This window comes from Frondihabitans sp. VKM Ac-2883, assembly GCF_015350875.1.
GTDB lineage: Bacteria > Actinomycetota > Actinomycetes > Actinomycetales > Microbacteriaceae > Frondihabitans.
The window spans coordinates 534862-550179 of the sequence record NZ_JADKSF010000002.1 but is presented as its reverse complement, the minus strand read 5'-3'; the positions used below and the strand labels follow the sequence as shown (position 1 = coordinate 550179).

Sequence of the window (15318 nt, the reverse complement as noted above, 5' to 3'; positions counted from 1 at the left end):
AACAGCTTCTATCTGATCCGAATGAGGTCGCCCATGTCCGTTCCCGAACGTCTTCGCCTCCGAATGGCCATGTCCTTGATGGCGAATGTCCCACGCTCTCTCAAGCTGGCCGTCATCGATATCGGCTGCTGGAGCGTGGCTCTGCTGGCAAGTGCGGCGCTCGTGTCGCACGACCGTCTGCCCGTGTCCGCCTCTTTCGTCCTTCTCGCGGGCCTGGTTGCAACCGCCCTGCATGTCGCCGGAGGGTTCGCTTCCGGCATCTATCGGGGACGGTTTCGGTCCGGCTCGACCGCCGAGGCCCGAGTGCTCGTGAGCGTCGTGGCAGCGGTATCCCTGTTCGTCCTCGTCTGCATCCCCATGGCGCGAGCGTCGGGCAGCCTGTTGCGCATCGGGTTCGCATCCGCGCCTTGGTCGATCGTCTTGGTGGCTGCTCCGCTCGCGGCGATGCTCATGATCGGCATGCGCGGACTGCCAAAGACTGTGCGCGAACGTTATTGCCGATCGGCCCGCAAAGGGGACGCCACGCTCGTATTCGGTGCAGGTGAAGTCGGTGAGCACCTTGTCCGACGCATGCTGGTTGATTCCGGGTCCGCCTACAACCCGGTCGGCTTCCTCGATGACGACCCCGCTAAGGGGCGACAAATAATTCACTCGTGTCCTGTTCTGGGCACGAGACACGACCTTGAGACGGTGGCCCGGGCGACCGGGGCAACGACCCTGGTTGTTGCAGTGGCGGACTCGAGCTCCGAGTTATTGCATTCCCTCATGAGCTCCGCCAGTACGGCGGGTCTGAAACTGGTCATCGTGCCGACCCTCAACGAGCTATTGAGCGGCGCGGACCAGCTGAGTGACCTCCGGTCCATTTCCATTGACGACCTCATCGGCAGGGAGCCAGTCGACATCGGTTCCACGATCAACGCCGCCTATATTCGAGGCCGTCGAGTCTTGGTGACCGGCGCCGGCGGATCAATCGGAAGTGAACTTTGTCGGCAGCTGGCACGACTCGACGCGGCCGAGCTGATCATGCTGGATCGCGACGAGACCGGCCTTCAACAAGCGCAAATGGCGGTTTCTGGGCATGGCCTTCTCGATACGAGGGAGGTCGTTCTCGCCGACATTCGCGACGGCGCCGCGTTGACCTCGATTTTCCTTGAACGGCGACCGGAAGTCGTTTTTCATGCAGCGGCATTGAAACACTTGCCTATGCTCGAGCAATACCCGCTCGAGGCGTGGAAGACCAACGTGCTCGGCACTCTCAACGTCCTCGATGCCGCAGAGGCTGCCGGCGTCGAAACGTTCGTCAACGTGTCGACCGATAAGGCCGCCAACCCCTGCAGCGTGCTCGGAGCGTCTAAGCGCCTCGCGGAACGTCTCACAGCCGATTTTGCCCGGCGTGGTGCTCGTCGCTACATTTCCGTCAGATTTGGCAACGTCCTTGGCAGTCGAGGATCCCTTATCCCCGTGTTCCAAACGTTGCTCGAGGCGAGAGCGCCATTGACCGTCACTGATCCCGAGGCGACACGTTACTTTATGAGCATTCCCGAGGCGTGCCACCTCGTTCTGCAAGCGGGAGGAATCGGCGACCCTGGACAGGTGCTCATCCTCGACATGGGCGAACCGGTGAGAATTCTCGACATCGCTAACCGCATGATTTCATTGTCCGCGCAGCCCTCACACGTCGTCTTCACCGGACTCCGCCCGGGCGAGAAACTTCATGAAGAGCTCATCGGTGAGGGCGAGACCGACTGTCGCCCTGTCCACCCAAAGATCTCGCACACTTCCGTGCCCGCCCTCGCAGCGGACGACCTTGATCCGGCCAAATTTTTAAATCTGGAAGGTCTCGCGATCGAGAAAACGGCCGGTTAGAAGATCATCGGCCGATCGTCGTCGTCACCCGGGTCGACATCGAGGTCGACGACGACGGGCACGTGGTCGCTCGGCGCATCACCCTTGCGCTCGTTGCGGTCGATGCGCGCGCTCGTGACGAGGTCGGCGAACGGCTTCGAGCCGAGGATGAAGTCGATCCGCATCCCCTCGTTGCGCGGAAAACGAAGCTGCTTGTAATCCCAGTAGGTGTAGCCCTCGGGGAGGCGCGGCCGAACGACGTCGGTCAGCAGCCCCTTCGTCTGGAAGGCAGCGAATGCGTCGCGCTCTGCCGGGCTGGTGTGGGTGTGGCCTTCGAAGACCGCGAAATCCCACACGTCGGAGTCGAGCGGCGCGACGTTCCAGTCGCCCATCAGCGCGAGCGGCTGCTCGGGGTCGGCCTTGATCCAGCCCTCGGTCTCATCGCGGAGTTTGGCCAACCAGTCGAGCTTGTAGACGTAGTGCGGGTCGTCGAGTTCGCGACCGTTCGGCACGTACAGGCTCCAGAGCCGGACGCCGTCGACGGTGACGCCGATCGCGCGTGCTTCTTTCGGTGCCTCGGCCGATTCGACGCCCTTGGCAAAGCCGGGCTGCGACGGGAAGGTGATCTCGACATCGTCCATCGGCAAGCGGCTGGCGAAGCCGACGCCGTTCCACTGCGAGAGCCCGTGAAGCTCGACGTCGTAGCCGGCCTCCTGGAAAATGTCGTAAGGGAACTGCTCCGGTTTGCACTTGAGCTCTTGCATACCGAGCACGTCGATGTCTTCGCGCACGAGCCAATCGACGACGCGGCCCGCACGGGCTCGAATGGAGTTGACGTTCCAGGTGGCGACTCGCATGCACCCACGCTACTAAGACCCGGCGACACCGGTGTCCAGCCGCCCCGCGAACGGGGCGTGAGGCCGTGGAGAGGGGCCGGGTACCATGTGGGCGTGACCGACGTACGCCAGAAGCTCATCGACTACATCAGCGAACTCGCCGTTTTCCACGGAGACTTCACGCTGACCAGCGGCAAGAAGGCGTCGTACTACGTCGATCTGCGCAAGGTCAGCCTCGATCACCGGGTGGCCCCGTTGATCGGCCAGGTGATGGTCGACCTCATCGACGAGGTGCCCGACGTCTTCGCCGTGGGCGGTCTCACCATGGGCGCCGACCCCATCGCCACCGCGGTTCTGCACCAGGGCGCCGCCGCCGGCAAAGACTACGACGCCTTCGTCGTACGCAAAGAGCCCAAAGACCACGGTCGCGGTCGCCAGGTCGAAGGCCCCGAGCTCGACGGCAAGCGCGTGATCGTGCTCGAAGACACCTCGACGACCGGCGGCTCGCCGTTAAAGGCGATCGAGGCGCTCGAGAAGGTCGGCGCGGTCGTCGTCGGAGTCGCAGTCGTCGTCGACCGATCCACCGGTGCCCGAGAGGTGATCGAGGCGGCCGGCTACCCGTACTTCGCGGCGATCAGTCTGGACGACCTCGGGTTGGAGCCGTGAGCGACGAGCGTCGCCCGGGCGACGATCCCGAGGCGGAGAGCGCAGGATCCGCGACGCCGCCCCCGGCAGCACGCGAATCCGCTGTTCCCGCTACCCCTACCGAGCCCGAGGCCTCGCAGACCGCTCCGATCGTTCCGCGTCGGCTGCCGAGCGCCGAGGCCTTTTTCGGCGAGCCGCGTCCGCCGCGCCATTCCGCTCGGGTCGAACCGCCCGTGACCCCCGCGGCACCTCCGCCTGTTCCTCCCGCGGCCGCCACACCGGCGTCTCCCGAGTCGCCCCACCCGATGTCGCTCGATCTCTCGGCCCTCCGCGGCCAGCGCGATGACGCGTCCGACGAAGACCGATCCGCCGAAGCCCCCGAGCCCTGGAGTCTCTCGACCCCGACCGTCGCCGAACCCCTCGACACGTCGGCACTGCCGGCGCACGACGGCCGCGGCGAGACGCCCACCTCCGACTTCGGCGCGGTCTTCGGGGCGACTCCGACCGCTCCCGTCCACATCGTTCCCCCGCAGGATCCCGCTCCCGCGAGTCCCGAGTCCCCGCCCGCTCGTGCTGCCTCGTTCACCGAGCTCATCTCGGTGCCCCCGGCCGATGCGGCGACGTCGAGCGAGCCCTCCCGCTTCGATTGGACGGATCTGCCGCCCGTCGAACCGGCCTCGCGTGAGCCTGGGCCTCTCATGCCTGAGCCCCCTGCGCCCGAGCCGGTCAGGCCCGAGCCCGTCGTGCCCGAGCCGGTCAGGCCTGAGCCCGTGGCGCCTGTGCCCGTGACGTCGGTGCCTGATGCTGCAACGAGGGACGAAACGCCGACGGTCACCGCCCCGGTCGTGTGGTCGCTGGACGACCTCGAGCCCGAGCCGGCGGCGACCCCGACTGCCTCCGCGGCTGCAGCTGTGCCGGACCACGACGAGCTGCCGGACCCGGTTCGGCCCTACGTCGAACAGTCCGGCGCCGAGCCCCTCGGCCCGGCCGACGACGTCGACGCCGTGGCTGCGCTGTTCGGGGAGGACGCCCGCCCCGAGGTCGCCGACCCCGCCGCAGAAGATCTGCCGCCGGGCGGACCGGACGGTGCCTGGGCGGACGAGCCGGTGGATTCTGAGCTACCTGTCACGCAGGCGATGTCGGCCGTGCCGGCAGAGACCGACGCCGATTTCGCCCGGCCCGACCCGGCTCCGAGTGATGCGCCGACCGTCGCCTTCGTTCCGCCCGTGGTGCCTGTGACGCCCGTGGTGCCTGTGACGCCCGTGGTGCCGGTCACGCCGGTGACGACCGTCACGCCCGACGCGCCGACGCGCGTGGTGCCGGTGACGCCGACGGAGCGTCCGCTGCCGCTCGGAGGAGCCAGCTCGCGGACCATCACGCCGATCGATGTCTCGAAGGCGCCGGCTGCCTGGTCTTCGGCCGCGCCCGCAGCACCGACCGCATCGACGGCGACGCCGGCCGAGGTTCGCCCGCGCGCGCAGGGGGGCGGGGGATCGGATGCCGGCCGCCGCCGGATCCTGCTCTTCGTCGGAATCGCCGTCGCCTTCATCGTCGTGCTCGCAGCGCTCTTCTTCTTCGGGCGGGTTCTGGCCGGAGGGTCCGACTCGACGGCGGCGCCGGTCGCCACGGCCACTCCGAAGGCGACCGCGACCAGCACGTCGAAGGCCACACCGAAGGCGAGCAGCACGCCCACTCCGAAGGCGACCGCGGCCTCGGGTCTAGCGGCACCCGGTGTGCATCCCTACACCGAGCTCGGCGGCGGCGAGTGCCTGACGGCGTTCACCGACGCCTGGCAGTCGAGCTACACGGTCGTCGATTGCGGCACTCCACACGTCGCCCAGCTCGTCTACGTCGGAACGCTCGACGGGGCCGCCGGGTCGAACTACCCGGGTGCCGCGGCTCTCGAGGCGCAGGTTTCGCCGCAGTGCCAGTCCGACAAGGCCATCAACCTGAGTGCCGCGCAGGCCTACACCGACGTGCAGGTGTCAGACAGCTTCCCGTCGACCGCGGAGGAGTGGGCTGCGGGTGCGAGGTCGTTCTACTGCTTCGTGAACCGCACTGGCGGCGAGCAACTGTCGAGCAGCCTGGCGCCCTAGGGCCTGACTACAGGTTGCCCTCGGCATCGCCGAGATCGTAGGCGACCGGCTCCGAGCGCACGAGCTCGTGCACCCCGTTCAGCACCTCGGTGGGGCGGAACGGATAGCGGTCGATCTCGGCGCGGTCGCTGATGCCCGTGAGCACGAGAATCGTGTGGAGCCCTGCTTCGATACCGGCGATGATGTCGGTGTCCATGCGGTCGCCGATCATGGCGGTGTTCTCGGAGTGGGCGCCGATCCTGTTCATTGCCGAACGGAACATCATCGGGTTCGGCTTGCCGACGATGTAGGGCTCTTTGCCGGTGACCTTGGTGATCATGGCGGCGATGGCTCCCGTGGCGGGCAGGATCCCTTCGGCGCTGGGGCCGGTCGCATCGGGGTTCGTCACGATGAAGCGGGCCCCGCCCATGATCAGCCGGGCCGCCTTCGTGATCGCCTCGAACGAGTAGTTGCGCGTCTCGCCCACGACGACGTAGTCGGGTGCCGTCTCGGTCATGATGAACCCCGCTTCGTGCAGGGCTGTCGTCATGCCGGCCTCGCCGATGACGAACGCGGAGCCCCCCGGCATCTGCGAGCGGCAGAAGTCGGCGGTGGCAAGGGCCGACGTCCAGATGCGATCCTCCGGCACTTCGAGACCCGACGCCCGCAGCCGCGCAGACAGGTCGCGCGGCGTGAAGATCGAGTTATTGGTCAAGACCAGATAGGGGGTGCCCTCGTCTTGCCACTGCTGGATCAGCTCGGCGGCGCCCGGCAGTGCCTGATTCTCATGGACGAGCACGCCGTCCATGTCGGTCAGCCAGCATTCCACTTCGTCACGAGTCGCCATGGGGTCAGCGTACGGGGTAGGCATCCCTCACAACCTCATCTCTTGATTATTGATATTGTACGCTGTAATATTTGTAAGTCGGGCCCGGTCGGGCTTGCATCCCGATCGACACAGAAAGGCTCCGCATGAGCGACTTCGAATTCCTGGCCCTTTGCGAGTACATTCTCGACGCAGCCCCCCAGACGCTCTCTCTCGACGACCAACTCGTGGACATCGGCTGGGATTCCCTCTCGGCCGTCGAGTTCATCGCTCATGTCGACGACCGCACGCACATCGTCGTCGATGCATCTGCACTTGCGGACAGCACCACGTTGAACGACGTGGCGAAGCTGACGCGTGATTCCGCCTGATGGGATGTCAAGGGGTGAGACGACGATCCAGACTTGTCCTCGTCGGGGCGGGAGGGGCCGGTCGAGAGGTTCTCGCCTTCGCGCAGGCCGATCCTCAGTTTCTGAAGACGCACGACATCGGCGAGATCGTCTTCGTTGACGACATCGTCACAGACGCTACAGTGCCCGTCATCGGAACAGTGGTCGGCTTCATGCCCGAGCCCAACGATGTCGTCCTCTGCACGATCACGGTCACCTCGCTGAGGCGCTCGATCGTCGAGCTCCTTGCCAGCCGAGGAGCCAAATTCATCTCGTTCATTCATGAGACAGCAGTGATTGGCCCTCGCGTCACGATCGGTCCCGGGGCGATCATCTACCCTTTCTGCCTGCTTACGGTCGACATTTCGATCGGTGCGCATGCATTTCTCAACACTGCGGTCGCCATCGGTCACGACGTGATCGTCGGAGATCACGTCACCGTCAGCGGCTATTCGCAGCTGCTCGGCGGTGTTCATGTCGAAGACGATGCTTGGTTCGGCACCGCGACGACCACTCTGCCGGGCGCACGTATCGGCAGCCGCTCCAGAGTAGGGGCGGGGAGCCTCGTTCTCCGCCGTGTCCGACCAGACACAACCGTCTTCGGCAATCCCGCGCGCACCATTTCCTAAGGACACCCGATGTCAACCCCACTTCCTCACGCCGCCATAGCGGCTATCTCGACGTATCTGCCCGCCAAGGTGGTCAAGACCTCCGATCTCGAGTCCGAATTTGGTGCCGGTTCCATCACCAGGATCGCGGCCAAGACCGGCATTGCCGAACGTCGGGTTGCCAGTGAGGACGAGTTCACCTCCGACCTGGCGACCGCTGCCGGCGAAGCCCTCTTTGGTCAGTACGGTATCGATCGCGAATCGGTCGACTTCCTCCTGGTGTGCACGCAGAGCCCGGATCATCCGATGCCGTCGACGTCGTGCCTGGTCCATCATCAGCTGGGCCTTCGCGCTGACGCGGGAGCTCTCGACCTCGGTATGGGATGCTCCGGTTATGTGTACGGACTGGGAATGGCCACCGGGCTCATCGAATCCGGCCAAGCACAGTCGGTTCTTCTCATCACAGCTGACACTCTTACGAAATATCTGAACCCGGCTGATCGCCAACTACGAACGATCTTCGGCGACGGCGCGGCGGCCACGCTCGTCACGGGCTCCGCGTCGGCCCCGGCTCTAGCCGGTTTCTCCTACGGGACTGACGGTGCCGGTGCAGCGCATCTGGTGGTGCCCAACGGCGGGCTGGCGAGTGGTTCGCGACTGACGGAAGCAGCTGGAGTCGAAACGCGCGGCCTCGTCTCGACCGGCTACGACATGTACATGAACGGGAGTGAGGTGTTTACCTTCTCACTTCGATCCGTGCCGTCAATCGTCGAGCGCGCTCTGGAGCGAAGCGGTCTGTCGATGGACGACATCGACCTGTTCGTGTTCCATCAGGCCAACGAGTTCATGCTCGAGACCCTTCGCAAGAAGCTCAGAATTCCGTCGGATCGATTCGTCGTCGAGATGTCGAAGTGTGGCAACACCACGTCGTCGTCGATTCCTCTCGCCCTTGCTGCGGCCCGCGACTCCGGCCGAGCCCAGTCCGGTATGCGTATCCTGCTCGTGGGCTTTGGTGTCGGTCTCTCGTGGGGCGCGGTCGTGGCGACACTGTAGCCGTGGCCGAAGAAAGCCTCTCCCGAGGCGGGAGACTGCTCAACCACTTCGTCGTTGCTGTGTGCGCTTTCGGACTGGTCGTCGGAGCCGTCAAGGGGACTCCGTACCTTGCATGGGTTCCCATCGACTTGACCGTGCTGTGCTGCGCTCTGCTACTTCTGGCTCTCCTTGCACATGCCCTAGGGCGGGGGGCCTCCCTCCGTGTGCTTCCGGGCGCGATCGCTCTTGTCGCAGTTCTCGTTCCCCCCGCCATCGCGGGGAATCCTCTGGGCTATCGTGGCGAGAAAGTAGAGGGCCTCCTCATCACGCTCCTGCTAGTCAGCGCCTCGTCTTTCCTCGTGACTGGTGAGCAGAGAAGAACATTGTGGGTTCGATATCTGGCACTCGCCGGTTTGCTCACTGCGGTCGGGCTAGCGGTCCTCCCGCCAGATCCGAGCCAGTACGGTCGAGCAGTTCTCGAGGGGTCCAACACCATCGCCGCGGGTCGCCAGACTGGCATGGCCGTCGTGATCCTGGCCACGGTGGTTCTTTCACCTGCTCGCCCTCTCGCCCGAGGAGTAGCAGCGGGTCTCGCGCTCTTCGCCGGGGTAACGATGCTGGCCACGGGATCCCGTGGCCCGCTGCTCGCGGTCGTCCTCGTGTTTGTGCTCTTGGCGCTACGTTCCGATCGTGGTGGTCGAGCCCTCCGACTCACGCTGACGGCAGGGCTCTTGGCTGCGGGCTGGTTATTCCTCTCGACGGATCAATCAGCAGGATCGCAAAGGATCCAGGACTCCATCACCGGTGAGGCCTCGGGGACCGCCACGCGACAGCCGCTCTGGGACGCTGCCGTTCGCTACCTCGGTGATCCATCCCACTCGCTGGGGGGAACCGGGTGGGGTGGCTTCGTTCAGGTTATGCGAGCGGGTGAGCTTCTTCCCACAGGTCTGACGCAATACCCTCACAACGTCTTCCTCGAGGTCTTCGTCGAAGGTGGCTGGATCACCGGTGGCGCGATCACGGTTTTCATTCTCCTATCGACTCTGCGACTTTGGCGTCTCGCCAAAGAGTCGGCATGCCTACCCCTCTTGGCGCTAGGGGCTTTCTCCCTCGTCAACGCCAGCGTTTCCGGTGACATCAATGACAACCGACTGCTGTGGGTCACGCTGGCTCTCTCCTGGACCATTCCTTTACTCCGAGATCGCTCGAAAGGGGAGATTACCCGTGCGAATTGTTTATCTGCACCAGTACTTCAGAACACCTGAACAGAGCGGAGGTGTGCGCTCTTACCACTTCGCTAGGGCTCTCGCCGAGCGCGGTCATGACGTCCACGTGGTCACGTCGAGAATCGATCGGCAACAGACGCGGCACCGGGCTCGGGGCTTTCAGGTCGACCTGGTCGATGGGCTGACCGTGCACTCCCTAGCCATCCCGTACTCCAACGCCATGCCGTTCACGCGGAGAATGAAGGCGTTCGCCTCGTTCGCGATCCGCTCGTCGCGGCGCGCGCGGAAGATTCGTGGTGACGTCGTCGTCGCCACCAGTACACCGTTGACCATTGCCGTGCCCGGAATCGTCGCGACGGCCCGTCGAGGGGCTCCTCTAGTTTTCGAAGTCCGGGATGTCTGGCCTGAGCTTCCGATCGCTCTGGGCGCACTGTCCAATCCCTTTTTGCAATTCGCAGCTCGAAGGCTCGAGAAAGCCGCCTACAGGGCATCCTCAACTGTTATCGCGCTCTCCCCGGGGATGAAGTCGGGAGTAGTTCGCGCGGGGTATCCCGCCGACCGGGTCGAGGTAATCACCAACGTGTCCGATACTGCGGCGTTTGCTCCGCATTCCTCAAATCCTGAGGAGTTTCTCGCCGACAACCATTTCCTCAAGGGGAGGAAGCTGATCGTCTATTGCGGAACCTTCGGGCTGGCCAACGATGTCGGCTATCTCGTGGACGTCGCCGAAGCAGCACGTGCGCGAGGAGACGACTTGACTTTCGTGGCGATCGGGGAGGGCTCCGAAAAGGATGCCGTGCGGGAGCGCGCGGCGTGCTCCGGCGTGCTGAACCGCAACTTCTTCCTCTTCGACGTGCTCCCAAAGGGACGGCTTCCGGGGGTCCTCGCGTCCGCGACAATCGTTCTTTCGCTGTTCGCGGACATCCCCGAGCTCGAGAGCAACAGTGCCAACAAGTTCTTCGATGCCTTAGCGGCGCAAAAGCCGGTCGCGGTCAATTACGGGGGGTGGCAGGCTGAGACGCTCGAGAGAACGAAGGCGGGAATCCGACTGCCCCGCGATGCCAATGCGGCCGCGAGCGCGCTGTTCGACGCCGCATCGGATTCGACCTTCCTCGCAGTCGCGAAGGAAGCAGCCGCCCACTTGGCGGCCACCGAGTTCTCGCTGGAGCGTTTGTCGTCTCGTTTCTGCGACATCGTCGAACGCGACGCTGCCGAGGCCGGAACCGCCTGACACCACTACGGTAGGCAACCCCTTAAACGAAAGACCACCCACTCGCTAGAGTGGGTGGTCTTTCGTGTGGCGAGAGCCAAGGCCGTCGGGTTGCAGGCTGTCACGCCAAAGGCAGCAGCGGTGCTCAGAGGGCGAGTGCGTGCGCCATGAATTCGTCGATCGTCGCGCAGGTCCTGTCGATCTTGGCCGATGAGGCCTCATACGAGGCGCGGGGCCCACCAAAGGGATCCGGAACATCGAGCTCGTCCGAGGAGGAAAGGACCGGCAGGAACCCTCGCCGGGACGCAAGAACGGTGACGATGGCCGCCATGCGCTCGGGAACGTTCTCGCGAGGTATGTCGCTCAGGGGCGCCAGGTCGTTCCTCGTCACCGTCTGCGTGAGCAGGGCGAACTCAATCAGCGTGAACGCGTAGCGGCTTGCCCGGGGTTTAAGCACAACGGCTGCTCGTCGATGCTCGCGAGCGAGCCCGAGCATCAATGCAGACCCGTCGACTAGTTCGGGCGTGAGAGCGCGAGAGCGGTGTCGTGAGAGGTCGATGCCGTAGTTTGACGCGATCAATCGCGCGTCGTCGGGTACGGACCGCCCTGTCGTGGCTTGGGAGCCGGCACTGGAGACGTGCACTTGACCAGAGGGAAAAGAGTGTCGTAATCGAGCCTCGGCGAACGGCGATCGGCAGATATTACCGGTGCAGATCGTCGTGATTGCGAATACGCGGGTGTCGCTCATCTCAGAAACCTTTCGGGGTGAAAGCGCGGTGGTCGGCCATGGGCTCGTCGCGCGGAGGGCCGTAGTAGCCGCCGTAAACGTTCTGCCCGTATTTGTTGGGGCCGCGGAGCGGCAACATGGTCAGAACGACCCCGAGCACTCGGGCGTCGATGGCATCGAGTCCGCAGAGCGCCTTGTCGAATTGAGGTCGTCGTGATCGACCAGCCGCGGCAACGAGCACGACCCCATCGGTCAACTTGCTCAGGACGGCTGCGTCCGTGACAGGGAGGAGCGGCGGAGTATCGAGCAGGACGTAGTCGTAGAGCCCGCCCAGCGTTTCGAGCAGAGCCTGCATCGCACGGGATCCGAGGAGTTCGCTCGGGTTGGGAGGGATCTGCCCTGCGGGAATGACCATGAGAGACCTGGTTCCCCAAGGCTGGCTCACGTCGTCGATCTCGGCTCGGCCGATGAGGACATCGGTGAGCCCCACTGCACCTTCGAGGCCCATGACCTCGGCGAGGCGAGGCCGCCGCAGGTCGGCGTCGATGACGACGACACGTGCACCACTCTCGGCGAGTGAGATGGCGAGATTCGCCACGGTCGTGGTCTTGCCTTCGCTCGGCATGGCGGAGGTCAACGCGAAGATCCGCGCTGGTCTCTCCGCGTCGAGAAATTGGAGGTTGGTGCGCAGGGACCGGAACGATTCGGCGCGGGGACTCCGCGGGTCGAGATGGACGATCAGAGGCCGCTTCGAGGCGGTCGGGTCGAATCCGATGGTGCCGATGAGCGGAGTCGAGATACCTCTCGGGAGGTCGTGCTCGCCTCGGATCCTGGTGTCGAAGGTGTTCCGGAAGATCACTGCGGCGAAACCCGCGAGGAGCCCGGCCAGGCACCCGATGAGGATGTTCGTCGTCAAGCGCGGCGACACCGGCGTGGTCGGGCTCGTTGCCGGCTGGACGGACTCGAGGCGCACGAGGCTGTCACCGCCGCCGGCGGGGGATTCCAGGCTGTCGACGACGTCGCGGAGGCTTTCCCCCACGGCATTCGCGATTCTCGCTGCTTGAGCAGGATCTTCGTTCGTTGCAGTCAGAGACACGACGACCGTATTTACCGACGAGGTCACTGTAATCTGTTTCGCGAGCTGGCCAGGTGTCGTCTCGAGATCAAGGCTGTCGATAACCGGTTGGAGAACGCGGGAAGTTGTGGCCACCTCGGTGTACGACCGGACCTTCTGCTGCGCCGCGGTACTGCCCTGACCGATCTCACCCGCGGTGGTGGAGGTCGACGCCTGGATCGAGACGTACAGCTCAGCGGTAGCTGCATAGCGCTCGGGAGTGACGGCAGTCAGAGCGAATGCTCCACTGATAGCCACGACCAGGAAGGCGAGGACGGTGAGCCAGCCTTGGCGAAGAACGCGCGCGTAGTCGTTGAGGGTCATTGTCCCTGCTCTCTTAAAGTTCGGGTGCGGACGGAACAGTGGGTTGTCTCCGCGTGACTCGTATCGGGCTGGAGGACCAATCATCCTAGAATATGCAACTGAAATACAAAACACAAGTAGTTTAGTTCGTGCTGGAAGAATAAGCCTGTGCTTGAGCCTTTGAATCCCTCACCCGAACAGACGACCTACGGCGTCGGCCCGTGGCCCGGCGACGAGGCCGAATGGCCCACCGACCTGTGGTTCGACCGTGATCTCCTCCGCGCAGGCGACACCCGCAACGTCATCGACCGCTACCGCTACTGGACGATGGAGGCCATCGTCAAAGACATCGACGACCACCGGCACCCTTTTCACGTCGCCATCGAGAACTGGCAGCACGACATGAACATCGGCTCGATCGTGCGGAGCGCCAATGCGTTCGCAGCCGACACGGTGCACATCATCGGTCGGCGACGCTGGAACAAGCGCGGCGCCATGGTCACCGACCGCTACCAGCACGTGATGAACCATCCCGACATCGAATCGTTCGCCCGGTGGGCTGACGAGCAGAGGATCCCGGTGCTCGCGATAGACAACGTCGGGGGCTCGGTCCCCATCGAGACGTTCGCCCTGCCTGAGAGGTGCGTCCTCCTCTTCGGGCAGGAGGGACCCGGCCTCTCGCCCGAGGCGATCGCCGCATCGGAGGCTGTGCTCGAGATCGTGCAGTTCGGCTCGACCCGCAGTATCAACGCCTCCGCGGCTGCAGCCGTGGTCATGCACTCCTGGGTTCTTCAGCACGTGCGCTTCTGACGGACGTCGCCACTAGCGTGGTCTCATGGCTTCCATGAATCTGCTCGGCGTACCCGAGACGCTCCTTCCTGATGAACCCGAGGTCCAGGCGGCCCTGTCCGGCGGCACTCCACTCGTCGTGATCGCGGCGGCACACCCGTCGTCGTCGCTGGCGTGGGCTCTGCTGTCCGACGAGACAGCTCAGGCTGGTGGCCGTGACCTCGAGGCCTACGCCTACGCGCGGGTGGGCTACCACCGCGGTCTTGATTCCCTCCGCAAAGCGGGGTGGAAGGGGTACGGTCCCGTTCCGTGGTCACATGAGCCGAACCGGGGGGTGCTGCGTGCACTCTTCGCTCTGCGGCGCGGCGCAGCGGCAATCGGCGAGACGGAGGAGGTCGAGAGGTTGACTGCGTTCTTGACCGATTCGGATCCTGAAGCTCTCCGCCTGCTCAGCGGTGAGTAACCCCGGTAGGGTCTGGACATGCCGAAATCCGTCGCCATCATCGGCACCCGGGGGTACCCCAGCTACTATGGCGGATTCGAGACGGCCGTGCGAAAGATCGCGCCGCACCTCGCCGAGCAGGGCTGGGACGTCACCGTCTATGGCCGCGACGGGTCGACCCGCGACGACGACCCCGACCTCGACCCGCGCGTCCGAGCGAAGACGACCCGCGGTGTCGAGAGCAAGTCGCTCTCGACGCTCAGCTACGGCCTGACCGCCACTCTTGACGCGATGATCCGCAAGCCCGACGTCGCTCTGGTGATGAACGTCGCGAACGGCTTCTGGCTGCCGCTGCTCAAGCTGCGCGGTATCCCGACGCTCGTCAACGTCGACGGCATCGAATGGGAGCGCGCCAAGTGGGGCCGCCTGGCCAAGCTCATGTTCCGGGCCGGGGCCAAGACCACTGCGTGGTGGGGCACCCGACTGGTCGCCGACGCGCGCGAGATCGCCCGGCGCTGGCGCGACGGATTCGGACGCGACAGCGTGTTCATCCCCTACGGCGGCGAAGAGCCCGGCGACCTCCCTGTCGAAGAAGGGCAGACGCATCGCGGCTACGCCCTGATCGTCGCGCGGTTCGTGCCCGAGAACACCGTGCACGAGTTCATCGAGGCGGCCCGCACGATCGCTCTCACGACGAATGTCGTCATCGTAGGATCCAGCGGCTACGGCGGCGAGATCGACGACGCGGTCCGGTTGCTGGCCGACGCCGAGCCGCGTGTGACGTGGCTCGGCCACCTGAGCGACGACCGACGCCTGCTCGCCCTCTGGCAGCACGCGGGTGCCTACTTTCACGGGCACAGCGTCGGTGGAACCAATCCGGCGCTCGTGCAGGCGATGCTCTGCGGTGCGCCGACCGTCGCCCGCGACACCGTGTATAACCGCGAGGTGCTCGACGACGCGGCGGTCTTCGTGCAGCCGACGCCGTCGGAGATTGCGTCGGCCGTCGTCGGTCTGATCGGCGATGCCGCGCGGCAGGAGGAGCTGTCGACGGCTGCCCGCTCACGGGCGCTGGAGCACTACACGTGGGCTGACATCTGCCGGCGCTACGAGGTCGAGCTCGAGGGGCTTATTCGGCGTTAGGTGCGCTGGCGTCGGGCTGCTGGCGCGCTGCCGCCGCCGAGAGTGCGGAATTGGTGGCTTGGAGGCCGTGCGAGCACCCATTCGTGCACTTTCGGGCGCTCCCCGGCCGGC

The 15318-nt window shown here is 65.0% G+C and carries 15 protein-coding genes; 11 read left to right on the top strand and 4 right to left on the bottom strand.

All coding sequences use genetic code 11. The annotated features are described in order from the left end of the window. Nucleotides 1-33 precede the first annotated feature (33 nt). Complete coding sequence (locus ITJ49_RS06190; protein WP_228514080.1) at nucleotides 34-1866, top strand: nucleoside-diphosphate sugar epimerase/dehydratase; 1833 nt, start codon at nucleotides 34-36, stop codon at nucleotides 1864-1866. On the opposite strand, the gene ITJ49_RS06185 is transcribed toward ITJ49_RS06190, so the two are convergent. After that, nucleotides 1863-2702, bottom strand: coding sequence for an exodeoxyribonuclease III (locus tag ITJ49_RS06185; RefSeq protein ID WP_194602767.1), 840 nt, complete (start codon nucleotides 2700-2702; stop codon nucleotides 1863-1865). The two genes, ITJ49_RS06190 and ITJ49_RS06185, sit on opposite strands and share 4 nt — an antisense overlap. Nucleotides 2703-2795: 93 nt before the next feature. Here ITJ49_RS06185 and pyrE point away from each other — a divergent pair, with 93 nt between their 5' ends. Next, nucleotides 2796-3347: an orotate phosphoribosyltransferase gene (pyrE, locus tag ITJ49_RS06180; protein ID WP_055962361.1), complete on the top strand. Its 552-nt coding sequence runs from the start codon at nucleotides 2796-2798 to the stop codon at nucleotides 3345-3347. Next, nucleotides 3344-5422 (top strand): septum formation family protein, encoded by a 2079-nt coding sequence (locus ITJ49_RS18160; protein WP_194602764.1) that lies wholly within the window; start codon nucleotides 3344-3346, stop codon nucleotides 5420-5422. The genes pyrE and ITJ49_RS18160 overlap by 4 nt, the downstream gene beginning before the upstream one ends. Before the next feature lie 7 nt (nucleotides 5423-5429). On the opposite strand, the gene ITJ49_RS06170 is transcribed toward ITJ49_RS18160, so the two are convergent. Next, nucleotides 5430-6248, bottom strand: coding sequence for an HAD-IIA family hydrolase (locus ITJ49_RS06170; protein WP_194602762.1), 819 nt, complete (start codon nucleotides 6246-6248; stop codon nucleotides 5430-5432). A gap of 125 nt (nucleotides 6249-6373) precedes the next feature. On the opposite strand from ITJ49_RS06170, the gene ITJ49_RS06165 reads away from it, so the two are divergent. Genes ITJ49_RS06165 through ITJ49_RS06145 form a run of 5 tightly spaced genes read left to right on the top strand, consistent with a single transcriptional unit; the run spans nucleotide 6374 to nucleotide 10713 of the window. Continuing rightward, on the top strand, nucleotides 6374-6598 hold the full coding sequence (locus ITJ49_RS06165) for an acyl carrier protein (protein ID WP_194602759.1): 225 nt from the start codon (nucleotides 6374-6376) through the stop codon (nucleotides 6596-6598). Between the two features lie 14 nt (nucleotides 6599-6612). Then, nucleotides 6613-7245, top strand: a complete 633-nt coding sequence (locus tag ITJ49_RS06160; RefSeq protein WP_194602756.1) for an acetyltransferase — start codon at nucleotides 6613-6615, stop codon at nucleotides 7243-7245. A gap of 9 nt (nucleotides 7246-7254) precedes the next feature. Beyond that, nucleotides 7255-8277 (top strand): ketoacyl-ACP synthase III, encoded by a 1023-nt coding sequence (locus ITJ49_RS06155; protein ID WP_194602753.1) that lies wholly within the window; start codon nucleotides 7255-7257, stop codon nucleotides 8275-8277. Between the two features lie 2 nt (nucleotides 8278-8279). Continuing rightward, nucleotides 8280-9521 carry an O-antigen ligase family protein gene (locus ITJ49_RS18155; protein WP_194602749.1) on the top strand — a complete coding sequence of 414 codons (1242 nt, stop codon included), beginning with the start codon at nucleotides 8280-8282 and terminating at the stop codon, nucleotides 9519-9521. Continuing rightward, nucleotides 9481-10713 (top strand): glycosyltransferase family 4 protein, encoded by a 1233-nt coding sequence (locus ITJ49_RS06145; RefSeq protein WP_194602746.1) that lies wholly within the window; start codon nucleotides 9481-9483, stop codon nucleotides 10711-10713. Before ITJ49_RS18155 ends, ITJ49_RS06145 begins: the two co-directional genes overlap by 41 nt. Before the next feature lie 124 nt (nucleotides 10714-10837). On the opposite strand, the gene ITJ49_RS06140 is transcribed toward ITJ49_RS06145, so the two are convergent. Next, the gene (locus ITJ49_RS06140; RefSeq protein WP_194602744.1) at nucleotides 10838-11440 is read right to left on the bottom strand and encodes a hypothetical protein; all 603 of its coding nucleotides are present in this window, start codon (nucleotides 11438-11440) and stop codon (nucleotides 10838-10840) included. A 1-nt stretch (nucleotide 11441) separates the two neighbouring features. After that, nucleotides 11442-12857 carry a polysaccharide biosynthesis tyrosine autokinase gene (locus ITJ49_RS06135; protein WP_194602742.1) on the bottom strand — a complete coding sequence of 472 codons (1416 nt, stop codon included), beginning with the start codon at nucleotides 12855-12857 and terminating at the stop codon, nucleotides 11442-11444. A 147-nt stretch (nucleotides 12858-13004) separates the two neighbouring features. On the opposite strand from ITJ49_RS06135, the gene ITJ49_RS06130 reads away from it, so the two are divergent. The 3 genes from ITJ49_RS06130 to ITJ49_RS06120 are packed head-to-tail and all read left to right on the top strand — an operon-like array spanning nucleotide 13005 to nucleotide 15207. Beyond that, entirely contained in the window at nucleotides 13005-13646 is a 642-nt protein-coding gene (locus ITJ49_RS06130) for a TrmH family RNA methyltransferase (RefSeq protein ID WP_194602739.1), read from the top strand. A 25-nt stretch (nucleotides 13647-13671) separates the two neighbouring features. After that, on the top strand, nucleotides 13672-14088 hold the full coding sequence (locus tag ITJ49_RS06125) for a DUF3151 domain-containing protein (RefSeq protein ID WP_194602737.1): 417 nt from the start codon (nucleotides 13672-13674) through the stop codon (nucleotides 14086-14088). A gap of 18 nt (nucleotides 14089-14106) precedes the next feature. Continuing rightward, nucleotides 14107-15207, top strand: a complete 1101-nt coding sequence (locus ITJ49_RS06120) for a glycosyltransferase (RefSeq protein ID WP_194602735.1) — start codon at nucleotides 14107-14109, stop codon at nucleotides 15205-15207. Nucleotides 15208-15318: the final 111 nt, after the last annotated feature.

Coding starts and splice junctions, on each gene's coding strand:
- ITJ49_RS06125 (WP_194602737.1), top strand. CDS start 13,672: ATGGCTTCCATGAATCTGCTCGGCGTACCCGAGACGCTCCTTCCTGAT.
- ITJ49_RS06185 (WP_194602767.1), bottom strand. CDS start 2,702: ATGCGAGTCGCCACCTGGAACGTCAACTCCATTCGAGCCCGTGCGGGC.
- ITJ49_RS06155 (WP_194602753.1), top strand. CDS start 7,255: ATGTCAACCCCACTTCCTCACGCCGCCATAGCGGCTATCTCGACGTAT.
- ITJ49_RS06190 (WP_228514080.1), top strand. CDS start 34: ATGTCCGTTCCCGAACGTCTTCGCCTCCGAATGGCCATGTCCTTGATG.
- ITJ49_RS06120 (WP_194602735.1), top strand. CDS start 14,107: ATGCCGAAATCCGTCGCCATCATCGGCACCCGGGGGTACCCCAGCTAC.
- ITJ49_RS06170 (WP_194602762.1), bottom strand. CDS start 6,248: ATGGCGACTCGTGACGAAGTGGAATGCTGGCTGACCGACATGGACGGC.
- ITJ49_RS06135 (WP_194602742.1), bottom strand. CDS start 12,857: ATGACCCTCAACGACTACGCGCGCGTTCTTCGCCAAGGCTGGCTCACC.
- ITJ49_RS06165 (WP_194602759.1), top strand. CDS start 6,374: ATGAGCGACTTCGAATTCCTGGCCCTTTGCGAGTACATTCTCGACGCA.
- ITJ49_RS06140 (WP_194602744.1), bottom strand. CDS start 11,440: ATGAGCGACACCCGCGTATTCGCAATCACGACGATCTGCACCGGTAAT.